Origin of the sequence: uncultured Tateyamaria sp. (assembly GCF_947494755.1) — a bacterium.
In the GTDB taxonomy this organism is placed as follows: domain Bacteria; phylum Pseudomonadota; class Alphaproteobacteria; order Rhodobacterales; family Rhodobacteraceae; genus Tateyamaria.
The window spans coordinates 109,535-128,269 of sequence record NZ_CANLVZ010000013.1 but is presented as its reverse complement, the minus strand read 5'-3'; the positions used below and the strand labels follow the sequence as shown (position 1 = coordinate 128,269).

22 protein-coding genes are annotated in these 18,735 nt (G+C 60.5%); 7 read left to right on the top strand and 15 right to left on the bottom strand.

Going from position 1 to position 18,735, the window contains the following annotated elements; genetic code table 11:
* Positions 1-130 precede the first annotated feature (130 nt).
* Positions 131-391, top strand: a complete 261-nt coding sequence (locus tag Q0908_RS15945; RefSeq protein ID WP_299286661.1) for a hypothetical protein — start codon at positions 131-133, stop codon at positions 389-391.
* Positions 392-448: 57 nt separating this feature from the next.
* On the opposite strand, the gene Q0908_RS15940 is transcribed toward Q0908_RS15945, so the two are convergent.
* From Q0908_RS15940 to def (Q0908_RS15920), 5 genes are read right to left on the bottom strand one after another with little or no spacing between them, the layout of a single operon-like run.
* On the bottom strand, positions 449-688 hold the full coding sequence (locus Q0908_RS15940; protein WP_299286658.1) for a hypothetical protein: 240 nt from the start codon (positions 686-688) through the stop codon (positions 449-451).
* 13 nt (positions 689-701) lie between these two features.
* A complete protein-coding gene (gene fmt, locus Q0908_RS15935; RefSeq protein ID WP_299286655.1) occupies positions 702-1,607 on the bottom strand; it encodes a methionyl-tRNA formyltransferase in 906 nt (301 codons plus the stop codon).
* Between the two features lies 1 nt (position 1,608).
* A complete protein-coding gene (gene def, locus Q0908_RS15930; protein ID WP_299286652.1) occupies positions 1,609-2,109 on the bottom strand; it encodes a peptide deformylase in 501 nt (166 codons plus the stop codon).
* Entirely contained in the window at positions 2,109-2,609 is a 501-nt protein-coding gene (gene def / locus Q0908_RS15925; RefSeq protein WP_299286649.1) for a peptide deformylase, read from the bottom strand. Before def (Q0908_RS15925) ends, def (Q0908_RS15930) begins: the two co-directional genes overlap by 1 nt.
* Positions 2,606-3,130 (bottom strand): peptide deformylase, encoded by a 525-nt coding sequence (def, locus tag Q0908_RS15920; protein WP_299286646.1) that lies wholly within the window; start codon positions 3,128-3,130, stop codon positions 2,606-2,608. The genes def (Q0908_RS15925) and def (Q0908_RS15920) overlap by 4 nt, the downstream gene beginning before the upstream one ends.
* A gap of 102 nt (positions 3,131-3,232) precedes the next feature.
* Between def (Q0908_RS15920) and Q0908_RS15915 the strand changes: the two genes are divergently transcribed.
* Positions 3,233-4,402 carry a MalY/PatB family protein gene (locus tag Q0908_RS15915; RefSeq protein WP_299286643.1) on the top strand — a complete coding sequence of 390 codons (1,170 nt, stop codon included), beginning with the start codon at positions 3,233-3,235 and terminating at the stop codon, positions 4,400-4,402.
* Between the two features lie 16 nt (positions 4,403-4,418).
* Here Q0908_RS15915 and Q0908_RS15910 read toward each other — a convergent pair whose 3' ends face one another.
* Positions 4,419-4,772, bottom strand: a complete 354-nt coding sequence (locus Q0908_RS15910) for a hypothetical protein (protein WP_299286640.1) — start codon at positions 4,770-4,772, stop codon at positions 4,419-4,421.
* Positions 4,773-4,983: 211 nt separating this feature from the next.
* On the opposite strand from Q0908_RS15910, the gene Q0908_RS15905 reads away from it, so the two are divergent.
* Positions 4,984-5,958 carry a glutathione S-transferase family protein gene (locus Q0908_RS15905; RefSeq protein WP_299286637.1) on the top strand — a complete coding sequence of 325 codons (975 nt, stop codon included), beginning with the start codon at positions 4,984-4,986 and terminating at the stop codon, positions 5,956-5,958.
* On the opposite strand, the gene Q0908_RS15900 is transcribed toward Q0908_RS15905, so the two are convergent.
* Positions 5,955-6,314, bottom strand: a complete 360-nt coding sequence (locus Q0908_RS15900) for a response regulator (protein WP_299286634.1) — start codon at positions 6,312-6,314, stop codon at positions 5,955-5,957. The two genes, Q0908_RS15905 and Q0908_RS15900, sit on opposite strands and share 4 nt — an antisense overlap.
* A 186-nt stretch (positions 6,315-6,500) precedes the next feature.
* On the opposite strand from Q0908_RS15900, the gene cobD reads away from it, so the two are divergent.
* The 3 genes from cobD to Q0908_RS15885 are packed head-to-tail and all read left to right on the top strand — an operon-like array spanning position 6,501 to position 9,513.
* Entirely contained in the window at positions 6,501-7,439 is a 939-nt protein-coding gene (gene cobD, locus Q0908_RS15895) for a threonine-phosphate decarboxylase CobD (RefSeq protein ID WP_299286631.1), read from the top strand.
* Positions 7,412-8,353, top strand: a complete 942-nt coding sequence (gene cbiB / locus Q0908_RS15890) for an adenosylcobinamide-phosphate synthase CbiB (protein ID WP_299286629.1) — start codon at positions 7,412-7,414, stop codon at positions 8,351-8,353. Before cobD ends, cbiB begins: the two co-directional genes overlap by 28 nt.
* 20 nt (positions 8,354-8,373) lie before the next feature.
* Positions 8,374-9,513, top strand: a complete 1,140-nt coding sequence (locus tag Q0908_RS15885) for a lytic murein transglycosylase (protein WP_299286671.1) — start codon at positions 8,374-8,376, stop codon at positions 9,511-9,513.
* A gap of 304 nt (positions 9,514-9,817) precedes the next feature.
* Here the strand turns inward: Q0908_RS15885 and smc are convergent, their stop codons facing one another.
* Entirely contained in the window at positions 9,818-13,273 is a 3,456-nt protein-coding gene (gene smc / locus Q0908_RS15880) for a chromosome segregation protein SMC (RefSeq protein WP_299286668.1), read from the bottom strand.
* A gap of 126 nt (positions 13,274-13,399) precedes the next feature.
* A complete protein-coding gene (locus Q0908_RS15875; protein ID WP_299286625.1) occupies positions 13,400-13,816 on the bottom strand; it encodes a hypothetical protein in 417 nt (138 codons plus the stop codon).
* A gap of 130 nt (positions 13,817-13,946) precedes the next feature.
* On the opposite strand from Q0908_RS15875, the gene Q0908_RS15870 reads away from it, so the two are divergent.
* Positions 13,947-14,714, top strand: a complete 768-nt coding sequence (locus tag Q0908_RS15870) for an FCD domain-containing protein (RefSeq protein WP_299286622.1) — start codon at positions 13,947-13,949, stop codon at positions 14,712-14,714.
* 130 nt (positions 14,715-14,844) lie between these two features.
* Here the strand turns inward: Q0908_RS15870 and Q0908_RS15865 are convergent, their stop codons facing one another.
* The 6 genes from Q0908_RS15865 to Q0908_RS15840 form a co-directional block, all read right to left on the bottom strand.
* On the bottom strand, positions 14,845-15,420 hold the full coding sequence (locus Q0908_RS15865; protein ID WP_299286619.1) for a F0F1 ATP synthase subunit B: 576 nt from the start codon (positions 15,418-15,420) through the stop codon (positions 14,845-14,847).
* 4 nt (positions 15,421-15,424) lie between these two features.
* Complete coding sequence (locus Q0908_RS15860; RefSeq protein WP_299286616.1) at positions 15,425-15,952, bottom strand: F0F1 ATP synthase subunit B'; 528 nt, start codon at positions 15,950-15,952, stop codon at positions 15,425-15,427.
* A gap of 110 nt (positions 15,953-16,062) precedes the next feature.
* Complete coding sequence (locus Q0908_RS15855; protein WP_015496525.1) at positions 16,063-16,287, bottom strand: F0F1 ATP synthase subunit C; 225 nt, start codon at positions 16,285-16,287, stop codon at positions 16,063-16,065.
* Positions 16,288-16,350: 63 nt separating this feature from the next.
* Positions 16,351-17,109, bottom strand: coding sequence for a F0F1 ATP synthase subunit A (locus tag Q0908_RS15850; RefSeq protein WP_299286613.1), 759 nt, complete (start codon positions 17,107-17,109; stop codon positions 16,351-16,353).
* 19 nt (positions 17,110-17,128) lie between these two features.
* On the bottom strand, positions 17,129-17,464 hold the full coding sequence (locus Q0908_RS15845; RefSeq protein WP_299286610.1) for an AtpZ/AtpI family protein: 336 nt from the start codon (positions 17,462-17,464) through the stop codon (positions 17,129-17,131).
* A gap of 203 nt (positions 17,465-17,667) precedes the next feature.
* A complete protein-coding gene (locus Q0908_RS15840; protein WP_299286607.1) occupies positions 17,668-18,549 on the bottom strand; it encodes a LysR family transcriptional regulator in 882 nt (293 codons plus the stop codon).
* Positions 18,550-18,735 lie beyond the last annotated feature (186 nt).

The window sequence follows — 18,735 nt, the reverse complement described above, 5'->3', positions numbered from 1 at the left end:
AAAAAGCACTACAAATACGGCGGCTTCAAGAAGAAGCACCCCGTGAAGAAGAAGATCAAAATCAAGACATTCTTCTAAGCCACGCCGATCAACACAACACACAGACGCAAGACCAAATAGGAGACGACCGATGAAACTTACAGCTACAAAAACCCCGCTTCTGATCGCAGCCATGGCAACCGCCATCACTCTGACCAGCTTTGCTCCTGCTCAGGCGGCCAACTCCACATGGGCCAGCGCCGACGCTGAAACAGCCCAGGTGATCGACGCCAACTTCAAATTCAAGAAGCACAAGTTCAAGAAACACAGCTTCAAAAAGCACTACAAATACGGCGGCTTCAAGAAAAAGCATCCCGTGAAGAAGAAGGTCAAAATCAAGAAGTTCTTCTAATATGATCTCAGGGATCAGTTCAGACAGGTAAGCGGTTCAGAGGAAACTCTGGGCCGCTTATCTTTTGCGCCAATGCGTTGGTACGATGATCAAGGCCCCGATGGAGGCGGTGATCGCGTTCAGGCCCGGACTGCTGAACCCGAACCCGAACATGATCCGCACGAAATAAAACAGGAACGCCCCGCCGACGCAGATGATGATCGACTGCAAAATGCCGTTGCGGGTAAAGCCGAACTTTTCGGTCAGATAGCCGATGATACCTGCGATCACGACAGTGCCTATGAGGGTCGGAAACATGGGCGATCCTTTGTCAAAGCTGCGTGCCGGGCGGCGTGGGCATCCCGCGTAGAAACACATCCACATCCTGCGCGCCTTTGCCGGCCCGTTGCAAGCGGGTCAGTTGCACAGCGCCCGTCCCGCACGCGACCGTCATGGCATCGTCAATCACAGTCCCCGGGGCATCGGAACCACTAGCAAGCATGGACCCAAGCACTTTGATCCGCGTGCCGTCCTTCTCGAACCACGCCCCCGGAAAGGGAGACAGCCCGCGGATTTGACGATCAACCTCGGTGGCTGGTTGGGTCCAGTCGATTGCCGCCTCTGCCTTGTCTATCTTTTTGGCATAGGTCACGCCGTTGTCGGGTTGAGGCACAGGTGTCAGGTTGGGCAAATCCCGCAAGGTCGCGGTGATCAACTCCGCACCTATCGCGGCCAGTCGGTCATGCAAGTCAGACGTTGTTTCCGTCGCCCCAATCGGAGTTTCGCCGCGCATCAGAACGGGCCCCGTGTCCAATCCCGCCTCCATTTGCATGATGCACACCCCGGTTTCTGCATCCCCTGCCATGATCGCGCGGTGGATCGGGGCGGCCCCACGCCATCGCGGCAAGAGGCTTGCGTGAATGTTCAGACATCCGTGGGTGGGCGCATCAAGGATGGTTTGGGGCAAGATCAGGCCGTAGGCGACGACGACGGCGATATCTGCATGCAGCGCGGCAAAATCGGCCTGTGCCTCGGGCGTGCGCAGGCTGACGGGGTGGCGCACAGGCAATCCCAACGCTTCGGCGCGGGCCTGCACCGGGCTGGGACGGTCCTTTTTCCCGCGACCCGCAGGGCGCGGAGGCTGAGAATAGACGGAAGCGATGTCATAGCCCGCCGCATGAAGGGCATCGAGTGCGGGCACCGAAAAGTCGGGGGTCCCCATGAAGATCAGGCGCATGTCACTTGGCCTTTCGTGCTTTGCGCAGCAGCATATCGCGCTTTACCCGGCCCAGATTGTCGAAATACATCCGGCCCCCAAGATGATCTATCTGGTGCTGGACAGATCGCGCCTCAAGCTCGGTAAAGTCGCGGCGATCTATCATGCCCTCAGCGTTGAGAAAGCGAACCGCGACGGCCTTGGGCCGGGTGATCTGCGCATCCACACCGGGCAGGCACGGGCTGGCCTCGGTCCCGGTTTCCACATCGGGCGAGGCGATCAGCACCTCGGGGTTCGCAAGCAGGATGCGGCGGGACCGGTCGGGGGTCACGTCTACAACAGCCAATCGCAGCATCACGCCAATCTGCGGCGCGGCCAGTCCAACGCCCATACCGGGCATCGCGTCCATGCTGTCGACCATGTCAGCCCAGATCGCGCGCACCTCGTCCGTGATCTCGGCAACGGGGGCGGCAGGGGTGCGCAAGCGCTTGTCCGGCCACATCACGAAAGGGCGGACCGCCATCAGATCTGCGCCTTTACTTGCGCAAGGATTTCATCGCGTTGCGCGCCGCCGATCCGGTCGAGCGTCACGACACCGTCAAGGTGATCCAATTCGTGTTGGGCGCAAATGGCCGCAAACCCTGTCAGGGTCTCATCGTGGCGTGTGCCATCAATGTCGGTCCAGGTCATGCGCACCTCAGCCGGGCGGCTCACATCAACCGAAACACCCGGAATGGACAAGCACCCCTCGGCATTAATTTCGTGGACCTCACTTTGGGCCACCACCTGGGGATTTATGCAGATAACCGGCTCGGGCGGGCCATCTTTCCACGCGACATCCATCACAAAGATGCGTTGCAACACCCCGACCTGAGGGGCCGCAAGACCCCGACCGGGCGCGTCATACATCGTCTCAAGCATATCTGCGGCGAGCGTTTTGACGTCCGGGGTGATCGCATCGATCGGCGCGCAGACTGTACTCAGCCGCGAATCTGGCCATGTCAGAATGGGGCGCAGACTCATGCTTTTTCGCGGGCGCGCTCGCGCTTGAATTTGACCATCTTGCGGGTGATCATCTGACGCTTGAGCGGTTTGAGATAGTCGATGAACAACTTGCCATCGAGATGATCAATCTCGTGCTGAACACATGTCGCCCACAGCCCGCCCATGCCTTGTTCCTGCTCGTTCCCGTCCCGGTCGATCCAACGCACCTGCACTTCGGCGGGGCGACTCACATCGGCGAACTGTTCGGGGATCGAAAGGCACCCTTCCTCATAGACGTTCTGTTGGTCCGAGGCGGCGATGATTTCCGGATTGAACATGATTGTGGGGCGCGGCTTTTCGTCATCGACCTTCACACAATCAAGCACGATCAGACGGTGCAACAAGCCCACCTGCGGAGCGGCCAGCCCGATCCCCGGCGCATCATACATCGTTTCAAGCATGTCATCGGCGAGCGTGCGCAGCTCGTCCGACAGATCCTCGACAGGGTCTGACAGTTTCTTGAGGCGCGGGTCGGGGTGCAGAATGATCGGGCGTTTCATGCCTTGCATTTAAGACAGATGGGGCGGCGTCGCAATGTCCCCTTGCGCTTGGAAGCGATCAGGCTAGCCTGTCGGTCAAATGCAATCCCCGGAGACCTCCACATGAGTTTTGACACCATCATCGACCGACGCGGCAGCCACTGTGTGAAATGGGACATGATGGAGCGTATCTATGGCGTGCCTGCGGACAAGGGCATCGCGATGTGGGTGGCGGATATGGATTTCCGCCCGCCTCAGTGTGTGCTGGATGCGGTGCAGGCACAGGTTGACCATGGGATCATGGGCTATTTCGGGGATGACGGCCCCTACCGCGAAGCGATCCAGTGGTGGATGCAGAACCGGCACGGGTGGCGCGTCGAGGCGGGTGATATCTTTACCACGCATGGGTTGGTGAATGGCACGGCCATGTGTGTCGATACCTTTACTGCACCCGGTGACGGGGTTGTTCTGCTCACGCCCGTCTACCACGCCTTTGCCAAGGTGATTAACGCCAGCGGTCGTCGCGTCGTTGAGTGCGAGATGACCCAGGTCAACGGGCGCTACGAAATGGATTTTGACGCCTATGACGCGCAGATGGATGGGTCCGAGCGCATGGTGATCCTGTGCTCTCCCCACAATCCGGGCGGTCGGGTCTGGTCGCGGGCCGAACTTGAGGGTGTGGCAGCTTTTGCCAAGCGGCACGAGCTGATCCTTGTTTCGGACGAAATTCACCATGACCTCGTGATGCCGGGGCACGCCCACATCCCGATGACCGCGATCGCGGGCATTGAGGACCGACTGGTTATGATGACGGCGACCACCAAAACCTTCAACATTGCAGGCTCTCACAGTGGCAACGTGATCATCGCCGACCCCGATTTGCGCGACCGTTTCGCGGCGCGGATGGCTGCCTTGGGGATGTCACCAAATTCGTTCGGATTATTCATGGCGACGGCCGCCTATTCCCCCGAAGGCGCCGCATGGGTGGATCAATTGGTCACCTATATTGACGGCAATCGGCAACTCTTTGATGCGGCTGTCAATGCGATCCCGGGTTTGTCGTCCATGGCCCTCGAAGCGACCTATCTGTCATGGGTCGATTTTTCGGGCACAGGCATGGACCGTGCCGAGTTCACACGGCGAGTCGAACAGGACGCCTGCATCGCGGTCAACCACGGGCCGACCTTCGGCACCGGAGGAGAGAGCTTCCTGCGCTTCAACATCGCAACGCCCCGGGCCCATGTCCAAGAGGCGGTTCAGCGATTGGCCGCAGCCTTTCAGGATCTGCAATAGCCGAGGGCGCAGCCCGTCAGATCCGCTTTTCGATCAGACCGATGGGGGCATCCGTCACACGCTCAAAATCCAGCGCGGGCGCGGTGGATACCGCCGTCAACCGCTTGAATTCATAGCGTATTTCATCACCTTCGGGTTCAGACGCCACAATCAGACACTGAAACAGGTGGATCGCACCATCATACAGGTCGACATAACCACGCAGCCGTGGTGCGGTGTCGGCCTCCATGGAAAACCCGGTCTTCCACATCTGCAAAACGGGGTGTGTCTGGCCATCGACCGACAGGCGCAATCGGGACGCTTTTTTCAATGACGCACGGCGCGCCTTATCGAGTCCGGCTTGCACTTCCTTAGGTACGAAGGTCGTCATGGCAGTCGCTCCTTGTCTTCCCTTTACCAATTTGGGCCCAGATCAATTTCGATCCAGTTAATTTCGCATATGTGACAGCGACTCTTCAAAGATGTGACATTCTCGCGACCCCGACATGTGCAGCCGCGCAGGGGATGTGCGCGATGGACGGGCTTTGCAGGGCTGCATGCGCCACATATGTCGGGGTCACGCAGAACAACGAGGTGGCGATATGGGACTTTTGGTAGACGGCGTCTGGCACGACAGTTGGTACGACACCAAATCCTCGGGCGGCAAATTCGAACGCAGCCAGGCCAAGTTCCGCAATTGGATCACCGCGGACGGATCGGCCGGACCATCCGGTGGCGAAGGGTTCAAGGCAGAAAGCGGACGCTACCACCTCTATGTCTCTTACGCCTGCCCATGGGCGCACCGCGCGCTGATCTTCCGGGTGCTCAAGGGGCTGTCCGATCACATCACCATATCCGCTGTGCATCCCGACATGTTGACCGACGGGTGGACGTTCCAGACGGATGCGAATGGAGCGACTGGCGACACGCTATATGATCTGCCCTATGCCCGCGACATCTACACCAAGGCAGATGCGACGTTTTCCGGTCGCGTGACCGTGCCGATTCTATGGGACAAACAGCGCGAAACCATTGTCAGCAACGAAAGTTCTGAGATCATCCGCATGTTCAATTCCGCCTTTGACGGCATCACGGGCAACACAGACGATTACTGGCCTCACGCGCTGCGCGACGCTATCGCGCCCGTCAATGACCGGATTTACGACACGTTGAACAATGGGGTCTACAAGTCCGGCTTTGCCACAACACAAAGCGCCTATGACGCGGCGGTACATCCGCTGTTTGACACGCTGGATTGGCTTGACGACCGCCTGTCGCAGAACCGCTATCTGATGGGAGATCAGATCACCGAGGCGGATTGGCGCCTGTTCACGACGCTGGTCCGGTTCGATCCCGTTTACCACCTGCATTTCAAGTGCAACCGTAAACGCCTGACCGACTACAGTAACCTTTGGGCATACACGCGAGAGCTTTACCAGTGGCCCGGCGTTGCCGATACGGTCAACATGGATCACATCGTGCGGCACTATCATTTCAGCCACGAAAGCATCAATCCGCACCGGATCATTCCGATCAACCCAACGCTGGACTTCGCGGTGCCGCACGGTCGGTGCTAGTTCACACCGTAATGTTCGACCATTGCCGCCAGATCCTCGGGCGGGGTGCCTGAGGGCACGAAGGCGCAGGCGTTGCTGGCGTGATTAAAGATTGATCCGTCAGAGAAAAAAGACGTGTCGGTGACAAAAATCACCCGCGCATGTGGGCAGCGATAGCTGGCAAAATCAGCCACCGCGAGGGCGCTGCCCTGCTCAAGAACCAGATCAAGGACGATGATGTCCGCCCCCACGCGTGACAAATGATCAACCGCCGCATCCTGCGTGTCCGCCCGCGACACGGACAGGCCCTGCCGCTCAAGATGGCGTTGCCACATCAGGCCCAGTTCGGGGCGACTTTCTACGATCAGGACTCTCATCAATACTCCGGAAAAGCCAAATTTCGGCACCATCTTTCGGTACATGGCGCGCATTTCATTAACAAACTGTTAATGTCGGATATAAACAATTAACGCGACAGGTTTGTCTTGAAAATCACGCGGTAATCCGCTTTTTGCGGGCAGAATGTCGCCTAAAGTGACGATCGATGGACAGGGAACTTGCACTTGGGCAAAAATCGGGATCACGGCGGCAATCTCGATAATGCCATTGCGCGATATGGTGGCGACCGGGGTGATTGGATCGATTTGTCGACTGGCATAAACCCTGTTCCTTACCCGGTCCCATCGCTGTCAGATCAGGCGTGGGCCGCGTTGCCTGACCGCAATCTGGCGACCGCGCTCGTCGATGCTGCTGCCGCATTCTGGAATGTGCCAAGCGGGGCGGCGATCCTTGCAGCACCCGGTGCCTCAAGCCTGATCGCACAAATCCCGCGCCTCGCCGACACTGGCACGGTCACCATTCCCACTCCGACCTATAATGAACATGCCGCCAGCTTTGCCGCGCAGGGGTGGACCGTGCAATCAAGCGGTGCCGAAACCGCCAAAGTGCTCGTCCACCCCAACAACCCCGATGGCAAGGTTTGGTCAAAACATGACCTGCGGCCCGGCCTGACCGTGGTGGACGAAAGCTTTTGTGACGTCATGCCGACGCACAGCCTGATTGATGCCGCCGCGCAACCCGGCACCGTAATCCTGAAAAGTTTTGGCAAATTCTGGGGGCTGGCCGGGCTGCGCCTGGGGTTTGCCATTGGCGATCCGGTTCTGATTGCGCGTCTGACCGAGATGCTGGGACCATGGCCGGTGTCCGGTGTGGCCTTGGAAGTCGGTCGTGCCGCCTTGCAGGACCATGCGTGGGCGGCGGCGACCAACCAACGCCTTACGCATGATGCCGCGCGCCTCGACACGCTCATGACAAGGTGCGGCGCGCAGGTAGAGGGCGGCACATCCCTGTTTCGCCTTTATCGCGTGGACGACGCCGCAGCTTGGCAGGGCCGGTTTGCTCGCCATCGTATCTGGTCGCGCGTCTTTCCCTATCGCGCGGACTGGATTCGTTTGGGTCTGCCCGCCCCGGGACAATGGGACCGACTGGAAGGTGCGTTGTGACGCCTGCCTTGGTGGTCGCCGCATTGTGTCTGGACGTCATATTGGGCGAGCCGCGCAGCCTATGGACACGCGTTCCGCATCCGGCAATCATCATGGGCCGCGCGGTCGGTGCGCTCGATACCCGGCTCAACATCGGTGAACACCGCAAGGCGAAGGGGATATTCGCCGTCGTCCTCCTCGTGCTCGGTGCGGGGTTGATCGGGGCCGCCCTTCAATCCCTTGGCCCCTTCGTTAGCATGATCTGCGCGGCTATCATGATCGCGCAACGCTCGTTGATCGACCATGTGCGGGCGGTCGCCATGGGGCTGCGCCAATCGCCCAAAGCAGGACAACAGGCCGTCGCGATGATCGTGAGCCGCGACGTCAGCGCCAGCCCGCCGTCTTCAACCGCACGCTCCGCCATCGAAAGCCTGTCCGAGAACTTCAGCGACGGCGTGGTGGCACCCGCGTTCTGGTTCGCCGTCGCTGGCCTGCCGGGCATCGCGATCTACAAGATGGTGAATACCGCCGACAGTATGATCGGCTATCTGACACCGCGTCATGCCGCTTTTGGCTGGGCGGCTGCGCGGCTGGATGACCTGCTGAACTGGATACCGGCGCGGATGACTGCGCTTTTGATTGCTGTGAGTACCAATGCCCTTGGCCAATGGGCGAGTATTCGGCAGGACGCAGCCCTGCACCGGTCCCCGAATGCGGGCTGGCCCGAGGCGGCCATGGCCTATGGGCTCGATATCGCCCTCGCGGGGCCGCGTAGCTATCATGGCACGGTTCAGGATCTGGCTTGGGTACACCCGGACGGGCGGCACGATCTCACCCCGGGCGACATTGATGCCGCCATCCTGATCGTATGGAAAGCATGGTGGGCCGGCGTTGGGGTCCTATTGGGATTTGGAGTATTGATTTGGGTATTTTGAAACGCGCGGCGGTGGCCGCGATGATGCTTGTGGCTCCCGTTATGGCACAGGCCCAATGCGGTGGCTCGTTCACTGCCTTTAAAGCGGGCGTGGCAAGCGAAGCCGCCAAGCGCGGGATCGCCCCGGCGACTGCGAACAGCTTTCTCAGCGGCGTGCGCCAAGACCCTGCAGTGATACGTGCGGACCGCGCGCAGGGGGTGTTCCAACGCCCCTTTATCGATTTTTCCCGGCGCTTGATTTCACAAAACCGGATCGATGCAGGCCGGGCCAAGGCGCGCCAATATGCCAGCGTGTTTGACCGGATCGAACGGGAGTATGGCCTCGACCGACACGTCTTGCTGGCCTTCTGGGCGTTTGAAACCGATTACGGCGCGTTCCAAGGCGACTTCAACACCGCGAATGCGTTGGTCACATTGGCGCATGACTGTCGGCGCCCCGACCTGTTCCGGCCACAGGTTTTTGCCGCAATGGCGCTTTTCGCCCGCGGCGACTTTGATCCCCAACGCACCACTGGCGCGTGGGCGGGTGAGATCGGTATGGTGCAGATGCTGCCAGCCGACATCCTGAAGAACGGGGTCGACGGTGATGGGGACGGCGTGGTGCAACTCAAATCCTCGGCCCCCGACGCGCTGATGTCGGGGGGTAAGATGCTGCAACATCTGGGTTGGCGCGCGGGGCAGCCATGGCTGCAAGAGGTGCGGGTGCCTGCGCAAATGGACTGGTCGCTTAGCGGGTTGGAGACACGCAAATCCGCCGCCGAATGGCGGGCGCTCGGGGTGCAGCCCCGGACAGGCCAGCTCAGCGACCTGCCCGCATCCCTGATCTTGCCGCAGGGGCACAAGGGGCCGGCCTTTCTCGCCTACCCCAATTTCAACACCTATTTCGAATGGAACCAGTCATTTACCTATGTGCTGACGGCAGCGTATTTCGCGACGCGGCTGGCGGGCGCGCCTGTTTATGATGCTGGCAACCCCGATGCAGGGCTTGGCAGTGACCAGATGAACCGGCTCCAGACCAAGTTGCAGCAACGTGGGTACGATGTGGGGAAGATTGACGGCATTCTGGGCGCGGGTACACGCGCAGCGGTTCAGGCGGAACAAAAGCGGCTCGGTTTACCTGCAGACGCGTGGCCGACCCGCACCTTGCTGGATCGCCTTTAGAGGCGCATCGCGTTTGTGATTTGGTAAGGATTGAATTATATTCTGAGCATCGGAATGTTTCTTCAGCATCCTTATCTGAATAAACGACCGGGCAGAGGGCTAACTCTGTCGGGTCACTCTTTTTCAGGCCACAGCCCGATCAAGAGCCGGATGATTGTCACACACAATGTCATCATTGCGATGGCGACCATCCATTTACGGAACGTATTTTCCGCCAGTATCCTCACCTCCTTGCGCGGCCCGTTTGGGACGGCACATCAGAGCTACTGACTAAAGATTAATTCAAAGTTGAACGACGCGCATGTCAGGCGACCATGGTTTCGGCATTCTTGAGGTCCACCGATACAAGCTGACTGACGCCTTGTTCCGCCATCGTGACCCCAAACAGCCGATCCATACGCGCCATCGTCACCGCGTGGTGGGTGATGATCAAAAACCGCGTATCAGTGCGGCGGCACATCTCATCCAGCAGGTCGCAAAAGCGTGTGACGTTAGCATCATCCAGCGGCGCATCGACCTCGTCGAGAACACAGATCGGGGCGGGGTTCGCAAGGAAAACGGCAAAGATCAGCGCTATCGCCGTCAACGTCTGTTCTCCGCCGGACAACAAGCTAAGCGTCGACAGTTTCTTGCCGGGGGGCTGGCACATAATCTCGAGACCGGCCTCAAGCGGGTCGTCGCTTTCGACCATCACGAGGTTCGCCTCACCGCCGCCGAACAGGTGCGTGAACAACAGTGAGAAATTGGAATTGACCTGTTCAAAGGCCGTCAGCAACCGTTCGCGCCCTTCGCGGTTCAAGCTGGCGATGCCGCTGCGCAGGGTTTTGATCGCCTCCTCCAGATCGGCCTTTTCAGACACAAGCGTGTCGTGTTCAACCTGGACCTCCTTGGCGTCCTCTTCGGCGCGCAGGTTCACCGCACCCAGTGCATCCCGTTGGCGTTTAAGGCGGTTCACATCCCCCTCCAACGCTTCGGCAGCGGGCATCTGGTCCGGCGTCACATCCAAGGCTGTCAGCAATTGGTTCGGAGTCATCTGCTGATCATCGGCGATCCGCTCGGCTGCGTAGGCCACGGTTTCGCGCGCCGCCTCGGCACGGGCTTCGGAACGCGCGCGCGCCTCGCGCCCTTCGGAGGCCAGACGCTCGGCCTCGCGCTCGCCAAGGGTCGCATCGCGTAGCCGTCCCTCGGCTTGGGACAGCATATCACTTGCCTCGGCCTTGCGGGCTTCGGCACGGGTGATCTCCTCGCCCAAGGCTTCGCGTTTGGCAGCCAGTGCGCCGGGGGCCTCTTGCGCGGTTTTCAGCTCGGCCTCGGATGTCGCCTTGCGATCCACCAGCTCGGTTGTACGCCGCTCTGCGGTTTCGAGACGGTGTTTCCAGCCGCTGATTTCCTTGGTGATCTCCTGTGCGCGCTTGACGCGGGCCTCGCCCGTGCGGCGCACATCGTCATGGGCCGAACGACGCGACATCATGGTGATGCGCGCGGCCTCGACCGTCATGCGCAAATCTTCGATTTCAGCGCGCGCGGCGTCCAGATCGGGCAATTCGGCAAGGGCCGCTTCGGCCTCGGCCACGCGGGCACGGGCGGCCATGGCGTCCTCTTCGTGACGAGTCACTGCCAACCCAAGGGATTCTAATCGGCCCTCGGCCAGATTGCGGTCCGCCTCCGCGCGGCTGAGGGCGCGGGCGGCATCAGCCACCATCCGATCCGCCTCGCGACGGGCATGGCGGGCCTGTTTGTCCGCTTCGGTCAGTTCAGCCATGCGCTGCGTCAGAGCCTCATGCGCCTGACGCGCTCCATCCGCACGAGAGGATGCCCGCTCAAGCGACTGCTTCAACTCTTCGAGCCGGTTCAACTGCTGCAAACGCAAGGCAGCAGCACTGGGCGCATCCTCGGCCCAGGCCCGGAACCCATCCCACCGCCACAGATCACCCTCGGGCGAGACGAGACGTTGACCGGGCTGCAACAGCGGTTGCAAACGCGGGGCATCTTCGCTGTCACACAAGCCAATCTGGCTCATGCGGCGGGCCAGTACATCAGGCACCGAAACGTGTTGCGTCAACGGGGTCACGCCCCTGGGCAAGGGTTGGCTTTGGTCGTAAGGGGGCAAGGTCGCCCAGCCCGACGGGCCATCGTCGTCAACCTCGGGCGCGCGCAGGTCGTCGGCCAAAGCGGCCCCAAGCGCCTTTTCAAAGCCCTGCTGCACCTGAAGGCGGTCCAGAATCTGGCCGCCCTCGGCGGTGTCACGCTCGACAAGCTTGGCCAAGGCACCGGCCTCGGCTCGCAGCGCGTTCATCTCACCCTCGGCTTCGGAGCGTTCGGCGCGGGCATCTGCCTCGCGTGATTGAGTTTCGGCGCGCGCCTCTTCGGCGGCGATGAGGGTTTCATCGGCGCGCAAGGCGGTCGCCTCGGCGGTGGTGGCTGCGGTTTGGGCGGCGGAAAAATCCGTGCCTGCCTTGTCCAGCGCCGCCTGACTTACGGCCACAGCCTGACGGGCGCGGTCCGCTTCGGCTTCGGACTTGGCTTCGACCTTGCGGCTGTCTTCGAGCAGGCGTTGCGCGGATCCATGTCGTGCGGCCAAGCGGGCCACGTCCTCAGTCTTGTCCGACTGATCCGCCTCGCGGGCCTGCAACACCTGCCCGGCCTCGCGTGATGCGACACTTGCGGCCTCAAGCAAAGCCTCGTGGCCCTCGCTGGCCTTGGCGATCTCTGCGGCTTCCCATTCGAGCCGCTCGATGGTTTCGCCAGCGTCGCGGTTCAATCCGCCTTCGCGTTCGATGTCGCGGGCCAGTTGGGCGATGCGCCCTGTCAGCGTCTCGATGGTCTGGGCCGCCTGACGTTCCTGATCGCTGAGCGTGTCGCGCTGCACGGCAAGGCGCTGTAAAACAGCCGCCGCTATTGCATCCTCTTCGCGCAGGGCGGGCAGCGCCTCTTCGGCCTCTTGACGTGCTTTGGCCGCGATCCGCACAGCGCCCTCGGCCTGAGCGGCGGCTGTCGTGCGATTGCGGAGTTCTTCGTCCGCAGATGCGCGCGCCTCATCAGCTTCGCGCCAGCGGCGATACAGCAATTGACCTTCGGCGCGGCGCAATTGGTCGCCGATTTCACGATATCGGGCGGCTTGGCGCGCCTGGCGGGCCAGTTGCGACAGTTGCGCGGCCAGCTGTTCGATAACGTCATCGACGCGGGCCAGGTTCTGTTCGGCCCCTTTCAGTTTCAGCTCGGCCTCGTGGCGGCGTTGATAGAGGCCCGAAATACCTGCGGCTTCTTCCAGAATGCGGCGGCGGTTCTTGGGTTTGGCGTTGATCAGCTCGGCAATCTGCCCCTGTCGCACCAGCGCCGGGCTGTGCGCACCGGTCGAGGCATCCGCAAACAGCATTTGGACATCGCGCGCCCGCACATCCTTGGCGTTCGTTTTATACGCGCTGCCGACATCGCGCGTGATGCGGCGCACAATTTCCAGCGTATCCGCATCGTTGAACCCGGCAGGGGCGAGCCGGTCCGAGTTATCGATATGCAGGCTGACTTCGGCAAAGTTGCGGGCGGGCCGTGTGGCGGCACCGGCAAAGATCACGTCTTCCATGCCGCCACCCCGCATGGCGGTAGGCCGGTTTTCCCCCATCACCCAACGCAGCGCTTCGAGAAGGTTGGATTTGCCGCAGCCATTCGGACCCACAACGCCCGTCAGACCATCTGCGATGATCAGGTCGGTCGGATCGACAAAGGATTTGAACCCTGTAAGTCTGAGTTTCGAAAAGCGCAAAAGAAGGCCCATTGTTCATCTGACTGGGGTGTTATCGTGACCGGATGGACGGGCGTCTGTCAACGGGTCGACACCAGAAACAGCGTTTTCGCGCAGGTTATCCACAACATATTGCGGCTTGGCGGCTCAGATCAGCTGGCAATCCAGATCCAGCACCAATTCGTTCGTGGCCGGGCTGACATACTTGTCGATCGTGTGGCATGCGTATTCGCCCTGCGGTTTCAGACGATCAATGGCTGGCCCGCCCTTGCCACATTTCAGGATACCGGTGGCGAGGGCCTGATCGCCGCGCACCTCTTTGACCGGGCAGCCGCTGACCATTTCCATGGCCTTCGCGGCACGCGCCTTGATCGGCCCGAAGCGAGGGGCGTATTCCATATTGGTGCGCAGTGCCTCGGCCAGACGTCCGTTGACGCGCACATCGAACGTCGATCCATCGACTGTCACGGTCGTGGCGGGCAAGCCGCGGAAGTGGGGACCGGGTGTGTTGCACGCCGCAAGGCAGAGGCAGGCACAGCATATCAGAGGGCTCAGCGTTTTCATGACCTCATCCTGCCCACGCATGGTTAACACCAACTTAACGCGGGCGGACGGCACGTCCGCCTTACGGGGATGATTGCGCCATCGCTCAATTGGTCATATGAATTTACCAATTCTGACAAGGATGCGTGTCATGCCCTTTCGCCCTGTACAGCCCGAAAAGCTGTCCTCTGCCGTTATTCGCCAGATCGAGCAGTTGATCCTGCGCGGCATCCTGCGCCCCGGAGAGCGGTTGCCGCCTGAACGGGAACTGGCCGACCGGATGGGTGTATCGCGCCCGTCCCTACGCGACGCGATTGGGGCGTTGCAGGACAGTGGTCTGCTGACCGCCCGCCCCGGCGCGGGCGTCTATGTGGCGGATGTGTTGGGATCGGCCTTTGCCCCTGCGCTGACCGAGCTTTTTGCCCGCCATGACGAGGCGGTCTTTGACTATCTCAGTTTTCGTCGCGACATGGAGGGCCTCGCTGCTGAGCGGGCGGCCCGTCTTGCGTCAGATACTGATCTGGCCGTGGTTCAGGCGGTTTTTGAAAAGATGGAAGCCGCCCATCCCAAGCGCAACAGCGATGAAGAAGCCCGGCTCGATGCCCAGTTTCACATGGCCATCATCGAGGCCAGCCACAACGTGATCATGCTGCATATGATGCGCTCGATGTATCAATTGCTGCGCGACGGGGTGTTTTACAATCGCCAAATCATGTTCAAGCAGCGCACCACGCGGCAGGCTTTGCTGGATCAGCATCGCGCTATCAATGAGGCCTTGCAGTCGCGAGATGCTGACGCGGCGCGGGCGGCTGTGCATGCCCATCTGGATTATGTGGAGCGGGCCTTGCGGGATCAGCGAAAGGCCGAGCAGAACGAGGACATCGCGGTTCAGCGATTGGATCACGAGACCGGTGGTTAGGGGGCGCTGCCCCCACGCGCTTTGCGCGTTCCCCCGCGGTATTTCTGGTCAAAAGAAATGTGGGCTAAATCTGGTACGAGAAAACCCGGCGCTGAGGCCGGGTTTTTGTTTTTTTGTGCTGTATTCGGCGTCAGTGCAGTTTTGCGTCGACTTCGCTGATGGCGGCGTCGATCAGTGCGTTCCCGCTTTCTGCCGTCATCTGCTTGGCGATCACGTCACGGGCAGCTTGCACAGCAATCGTTGCTGCGGTGTCGCGCACTTCCTTGACGGCACCCGCCTGGGCCGAGGCGATCTGCTCTTCGGCGGCAGCGACGCGGCGCTCGATGGATGTGGCAAGGTCTGCGCGGGCCTGATCCGCAGCGGCTTCGGCATCGGCCTTGGCTTGGGCGACAATCCGGTCCGCCTGGGCCTGCACCTCTTTTTGCTTGCGCTCATAGGAGGCCAAAAGGGTCTGAGCCTCTTCGCGCAGGGCGCGGGCCTCGTTGATCTCGCCTTGAATACCGGTGGCGCGATCATCCAGCATCTTGGACACCATCCCCGGCACCTTGAAGTAGAACAGGACGGCGATGAACAGGATGAAGGAGACCAACACGATGAAATCCGTGTTGCTGAGCTTCCAGAATTCGGCGGAGAACGGGTTTTTAGACGCCGCCAGCGCGGGGCCTGCCAGCACGATCAGTGCGGATGTGAGTGGTGCAATACGCATGGATCTACCCTTTCATCCGCGACGTGACCGCAGCGGTGATGCTGCGTGCGTCCGCCTTGCCACCCAGATGCGCCACGATTTCCTTGGCGGTGTCTTTGGCGACCTCTTTGATGGCCTCCTGCGCACCGGCGCGAATTTCGGCGATTGCCTTTTCGCTCTCAGCCGCTTTGGCTGCGATTTCGGCGTCCGCCTTTTCGATGGCAACGTCCAGATCGGCCTGAATGGCGGCCTTGGTTTCGCCCGAGATCCGCTGTGCTTCGGCGCGTGCATCCGCCAACGCCTTGTCATAGGCAGCTTCGGCGTCCAGCGCCTTGGCTTTCAGATCCTCGGCTGCGGCAATGTCATTTGTAATGGTGCCCTGACGTTCCGCCAGAATACCCGCGATGCGTGGCAGGGCCACGCGCGAGAGCACGAAATAGATCGCAAGCAATGCGATGAGCAGCCAGAAAATCTGGTTCTCGAAGGTCGAGACATCCAGTTGCGGCATGCCGGGAGCGGCGGCCTCACCTGCTGCGTTTGGGGTATCTGCCATATCGGTCGTTCCTCTGGAGTGCGCCGTGCATACAGCGCCAAAATGCGAGCCTTACCCGGGCAACGCGACATATATCACGTTGCCCGGTCGTAAGGAATTGCGCTCAGAGTTTAGACAGCGAACATCAACAGCAGAGCGACGAGGAACGAGAAGATCCCCAGAGCTTCTGCAAAGGCGATGCCGATGAACAGAGTGGCGGTTTGACCGGCGGCTGCCGATGGGTTGCGCAGAGCGCCGGCGAGGAAGTTGCCGGCCACGTGGCCAACACCGATCGCGGCTGCGCCGGACCCGATAGCTGCAAGACCTGCGCCGATATGTGCGAGTTCACCTTCCATGAGAATTCTCCTTACGATTGGAAGTTTGGTAGAGGTGTTCGGCGGGATCAGCCCCGCCTTACATTAGTGATGCGGGTGCAATGCGTCCTTGAGATAGACGCATGTGAGGATGGTAAAAACGTAGGCCTGAATGGCCGACACCAGCACTTCGAGCCCGTAGATCGCCATAACGCCGATGATTGCGACGGGCGCAATGGCCGCCACTTGAGCAAAGCCTGCGAACACTTTCAGGACCGCGTGGCCCGCCATCATGTTGCCTGCCAGACGAATGGAATGGCTGACGGGGCGCACGAAATAGGAAATGATTTCGATGATCGCCAGGACCGGGCGCAGCGGCAGGGGCGCGCTGGACACCCAGAAGAGGCCCAGGAAGGAGGCACCGTTTTTCACGAAACCAAGGATCGTGACGGCAAAGAATACGCCAAAGCCAAGGATCGCTGTGACCGCAATGTGCGAGGTTGTAGTGAACGACATCGGGATCAGACCCAGGAAGTTGGCGCACAGGATGAACATGAACAGCGTCATGATGTAGGGGAAATACTTGATCCCGTCCTTGCCGGTCACGTCCTCGACCATCTTGTAGACAAAGCCGTACATCAGTTCCGCAATGGACTGTCCGCGGCCCGGCACAACGTCGCGTTTGGACGTGGTCAGCACCATCAGCGCAATCACCGCGAGGATCGCCAGACCCAGCCACAGCGTCACATTGGTGATTGTATACCAGTGGATCGGATCGCCATAGTCGCCAAACAGCGGTTTGACCTGAAACTGGTCCATTGGCTTGAAGGAAAGTCCACCGCCACCTTTTGCGTCATCTGCCATCCGGCTCTTCTCCACCTTGTCACCCTTGCGGGTGGGTCTCGTCCTCGGCCAGTTCGGCCGCCTGTCTGCTTTGGACCTCTTCGGCGCTGCGCATCATCGTCTTGATGCCCGCCGCGAGGCCCAGAAATATAAACACGATCATGAGCCACGGAGAGGTGCCAAACAGCGCGTCCAACCCGTATCCCATGCCAAACCCGATCCCCAGACCGGCCACCAGTTCGATCACCATACGCCAGGCCAATTGCGCCTGAGAGTGATGATCCGGCGTACGGGTTTTGGGCGCGTGGTCGTCCTTGATGGCGTCGATCCGGGCGCTGAGCGCATCCAGTTTCGCTTTGTCATCGGGGTCGGTCACGTGCCTTGGTCCCGTCATTTGGATTGGGTGATGGATATGTCGGGCGACGGCATGAGTCAACGCATGCAAAAGGCTGTGGTGTCGCACCTCAATATACTGATATTAAATGATAATTATTACTGAAGAGTTCTGCAAGGGCTGCGCTATAACCTTGGACTCCCGAGCATATCCCCGTTTGCGCACATTCAACCATTTGGTTGATTTTAACCGCTGCGCAGACTTCGGGTCTGGTCCAGCAGCCATGTGCGCACGGATCGCACGGCCTTGCGGCGTCCAGCCAACCCGCTGGTCAACAGGTGGAAAGACCCTTGACGAAATCCCACATCGGACACCCGCACCAGACGCCCAGCGGTTTCATCAAGGTAAGTGCCATCCGAGGCGCCCAGATACACACCGGCGCCATGCACCGCCATTTCAAGCGCGAGTGCTGCGCGCATCCGCCAGGGCGTGTCCGGCACCTGCACATCAAAACCGGCATGTGCTGCCCAATCGACCCAAATGTTCGGCCCACGGTCGCGCAGCAGCGGCACGCGCGTCAGGTCTTCGGGGCGCAGAGTGTCATCGGTCAGGTATCCCGGTGCAGCAAACGGATAGATCGGCGCATCGCTCAGAAGGTCGGAGGGGCTGTCAAGATGGCCGCTCTTGGCATATCGAACGGCAAGGTCCGCCTCGAACCGATCCAGATCAGCAAGCTCATTTGACCCCACGAGCCGCAACTCGATCTCGGGAAAGTCGCGCTGGAACTGGGCCATCAGCGGCACGACGATCTTGGCTGCGAAAACCGGCTCGCTGTTGACCACCACACGACCTGCGGGCTTGTCGGCCAGCCCTTCGGTTGCATCGCCGATGACATCAAGCGCGGGGGATACGCGGCGCAAATAGTGTTCGCCCTCGGCCGTCAGAGCAACACCGCGCGCGGCGTCGCGAAACAAGTGCACACCCAATCGCTGCTCAAGGCCGCGCACATGACGACTGATTGCTGAGTGGCTGACGCCCAGCTCCTCAGCAGCACGGCTGAAACTCTGATGCCGCCCCGCTGCCTCGAAGGCCCGCAACGCGTTGAGCGGAGGCAAAGACCGCGCCATGCTATACCTCATCTGTGCGTTTTATGCACAATTCGTGTCAGACAACGCTGATTGTGGCAAGGCCCTTTTGCGCCGATAGTGGGGACATAACCCCAATATATGCGAGACATGATATGCAACGCACCCATGACAACACGCTTTGGCGTGTCCTTTCGACTTGTGCCTATTTTCTGCGACCCAAGCCTC

Excerpts from the sequence above, each read along its gene's own strand:
- Q0908_RS15855 (WP_015496525.1), bottom strand. The coding sequence starts at position 16,287 with ATGGAAGGTGAACTCGCACATATCGGCGCAGGTCTTGCAGCTATCGGG.
- Q0908_RS15900 (WP_299286634.1), bottom strand. The coding sequence starts at position 6,314 with ATGAGAGTCCTGATCGTAGAAAGTCGCCCCGAACTGGGCCTGATGTGG.
- Q0908_RS15885 (WP_299286671.1), top strand. The coding sequence starts at position 8,374 with ATGATGCTTGTGGCTCCCGTTATGGCACAGGCCCAATGCGGTGGCTCG.
- def (WP_299286649.1), bottom strand. The coding sequence starts at position 2,609 with ATGAGTCTGCGCCCCATTCTGACATGGCCAGATTCGCGGCTGAGTACA.
- Q0908_RS15865 (WP_299286619.1), bottom strand. The coding sequence starts at position 15,420 with ATGCGTATTGCACCACTCACATCCGCACTGATCGTGCTGGCAGGCCCC.
- cbiB (WP_299286629.1), top strand. The coding sequence starts at position 7,412 with ATGGGACCGACTGGAAGGTGCGTTGTGACGCCTGCCTTGGTGGTCGCC.
- Q0908_RS15940 (WP_299286658.1), bottom strand. The coding sequence starts at position 688 with ATGTTTCCGACCCTCATAGGCACTGTCGTGATCGCAGGTATCATCGGC.
- def (WP_299286652.1), bottom strand. The coding sequence starts at position 2,109 with ATGGCGGTCCGCCCTTTCGTGATGTGGCCGGACAAGCGCTTGCGCACC.
- Q0908_RS15840 (WP_299286607.1), bottom strand. The coding sequence starts at position 18,549 with ATGGCGCGGTCTTTGCCTCCGCTCAACGCGTTGCGGGCCTTCGAGGCA.
- Q0908_RS15875 (WP_299286625.1), bottom strand. The coding sequence starts at position 13,816 with ATGAAAACGCTGAGCCCTCTGATATGCTGTGCCTGCCTCTGCCTTGCG.
- Q0908_RS15905 (WP_299286637.1), top strand. The coding sequence starts at position 4,984 with ATGGGACTTTTGGTAGACGGCGTCTGGCACGACAGTTGGTACGACACC.
- Q0908_RS15860 (WP_299286616.1), bottom strand. The coding sequence starts at position 15,952 with ATGGCAGATACCCCAAACGCAGCAGGTGAGGCCGCCGCTCCCGGCATG.
- Q0908_RS15850 (WP_299286613.1), bottom strand. The coding sequence starts at position 17,109 with ATGGCAGATGACGCAAAAGGTGGCGGTGGACTTTCCTTCAAGCCAATG.
- def (WP_299286646.1), bottom strand. The coding sequence starts at position 3,130 with ATGAAACGCCCGATCATTCTGCACCCCGACCCGCGCCTCAAGAAACTG.
- Q0908_RS15910 (WP_299286640.1), bottom strand. The coding sequence starts at position 4,772 with ATGACGACCTTCGTACCTAAGGAAGTGCAAGCCGGACTCGATAAGGCG.
- Q0908_RS15945 (WP_299286661.1), top strand. The coding sequence starts at position 131 with ATGAAACTTACAGCTACAAAAACCCCGCTTCTGATCGCAGCCATGGCA.
- fmt (WP_299286655.1), bottom strand. The coding sequence starts at position 1,607 with ATGCGCCTGATCTTCATGGGGACCCCCGACTTTTCGGTGCCCGCACTC.
- Q0908_RS15915 (WP_299286643.1), top strand. The coding sequence starts at position 3,233 with ATGAGTTTTGACACCATCATCGACCGACGCGGCAGCCACTGTGTGAAA.
- Q0908_RS15870 (WP_299286622.1), top strand. The coding sequence starts at position 13,947 with ATGCCCTTTCGCCCTGTACAGCCCGAAAAGCTGTCCTCTGCCGTTATT.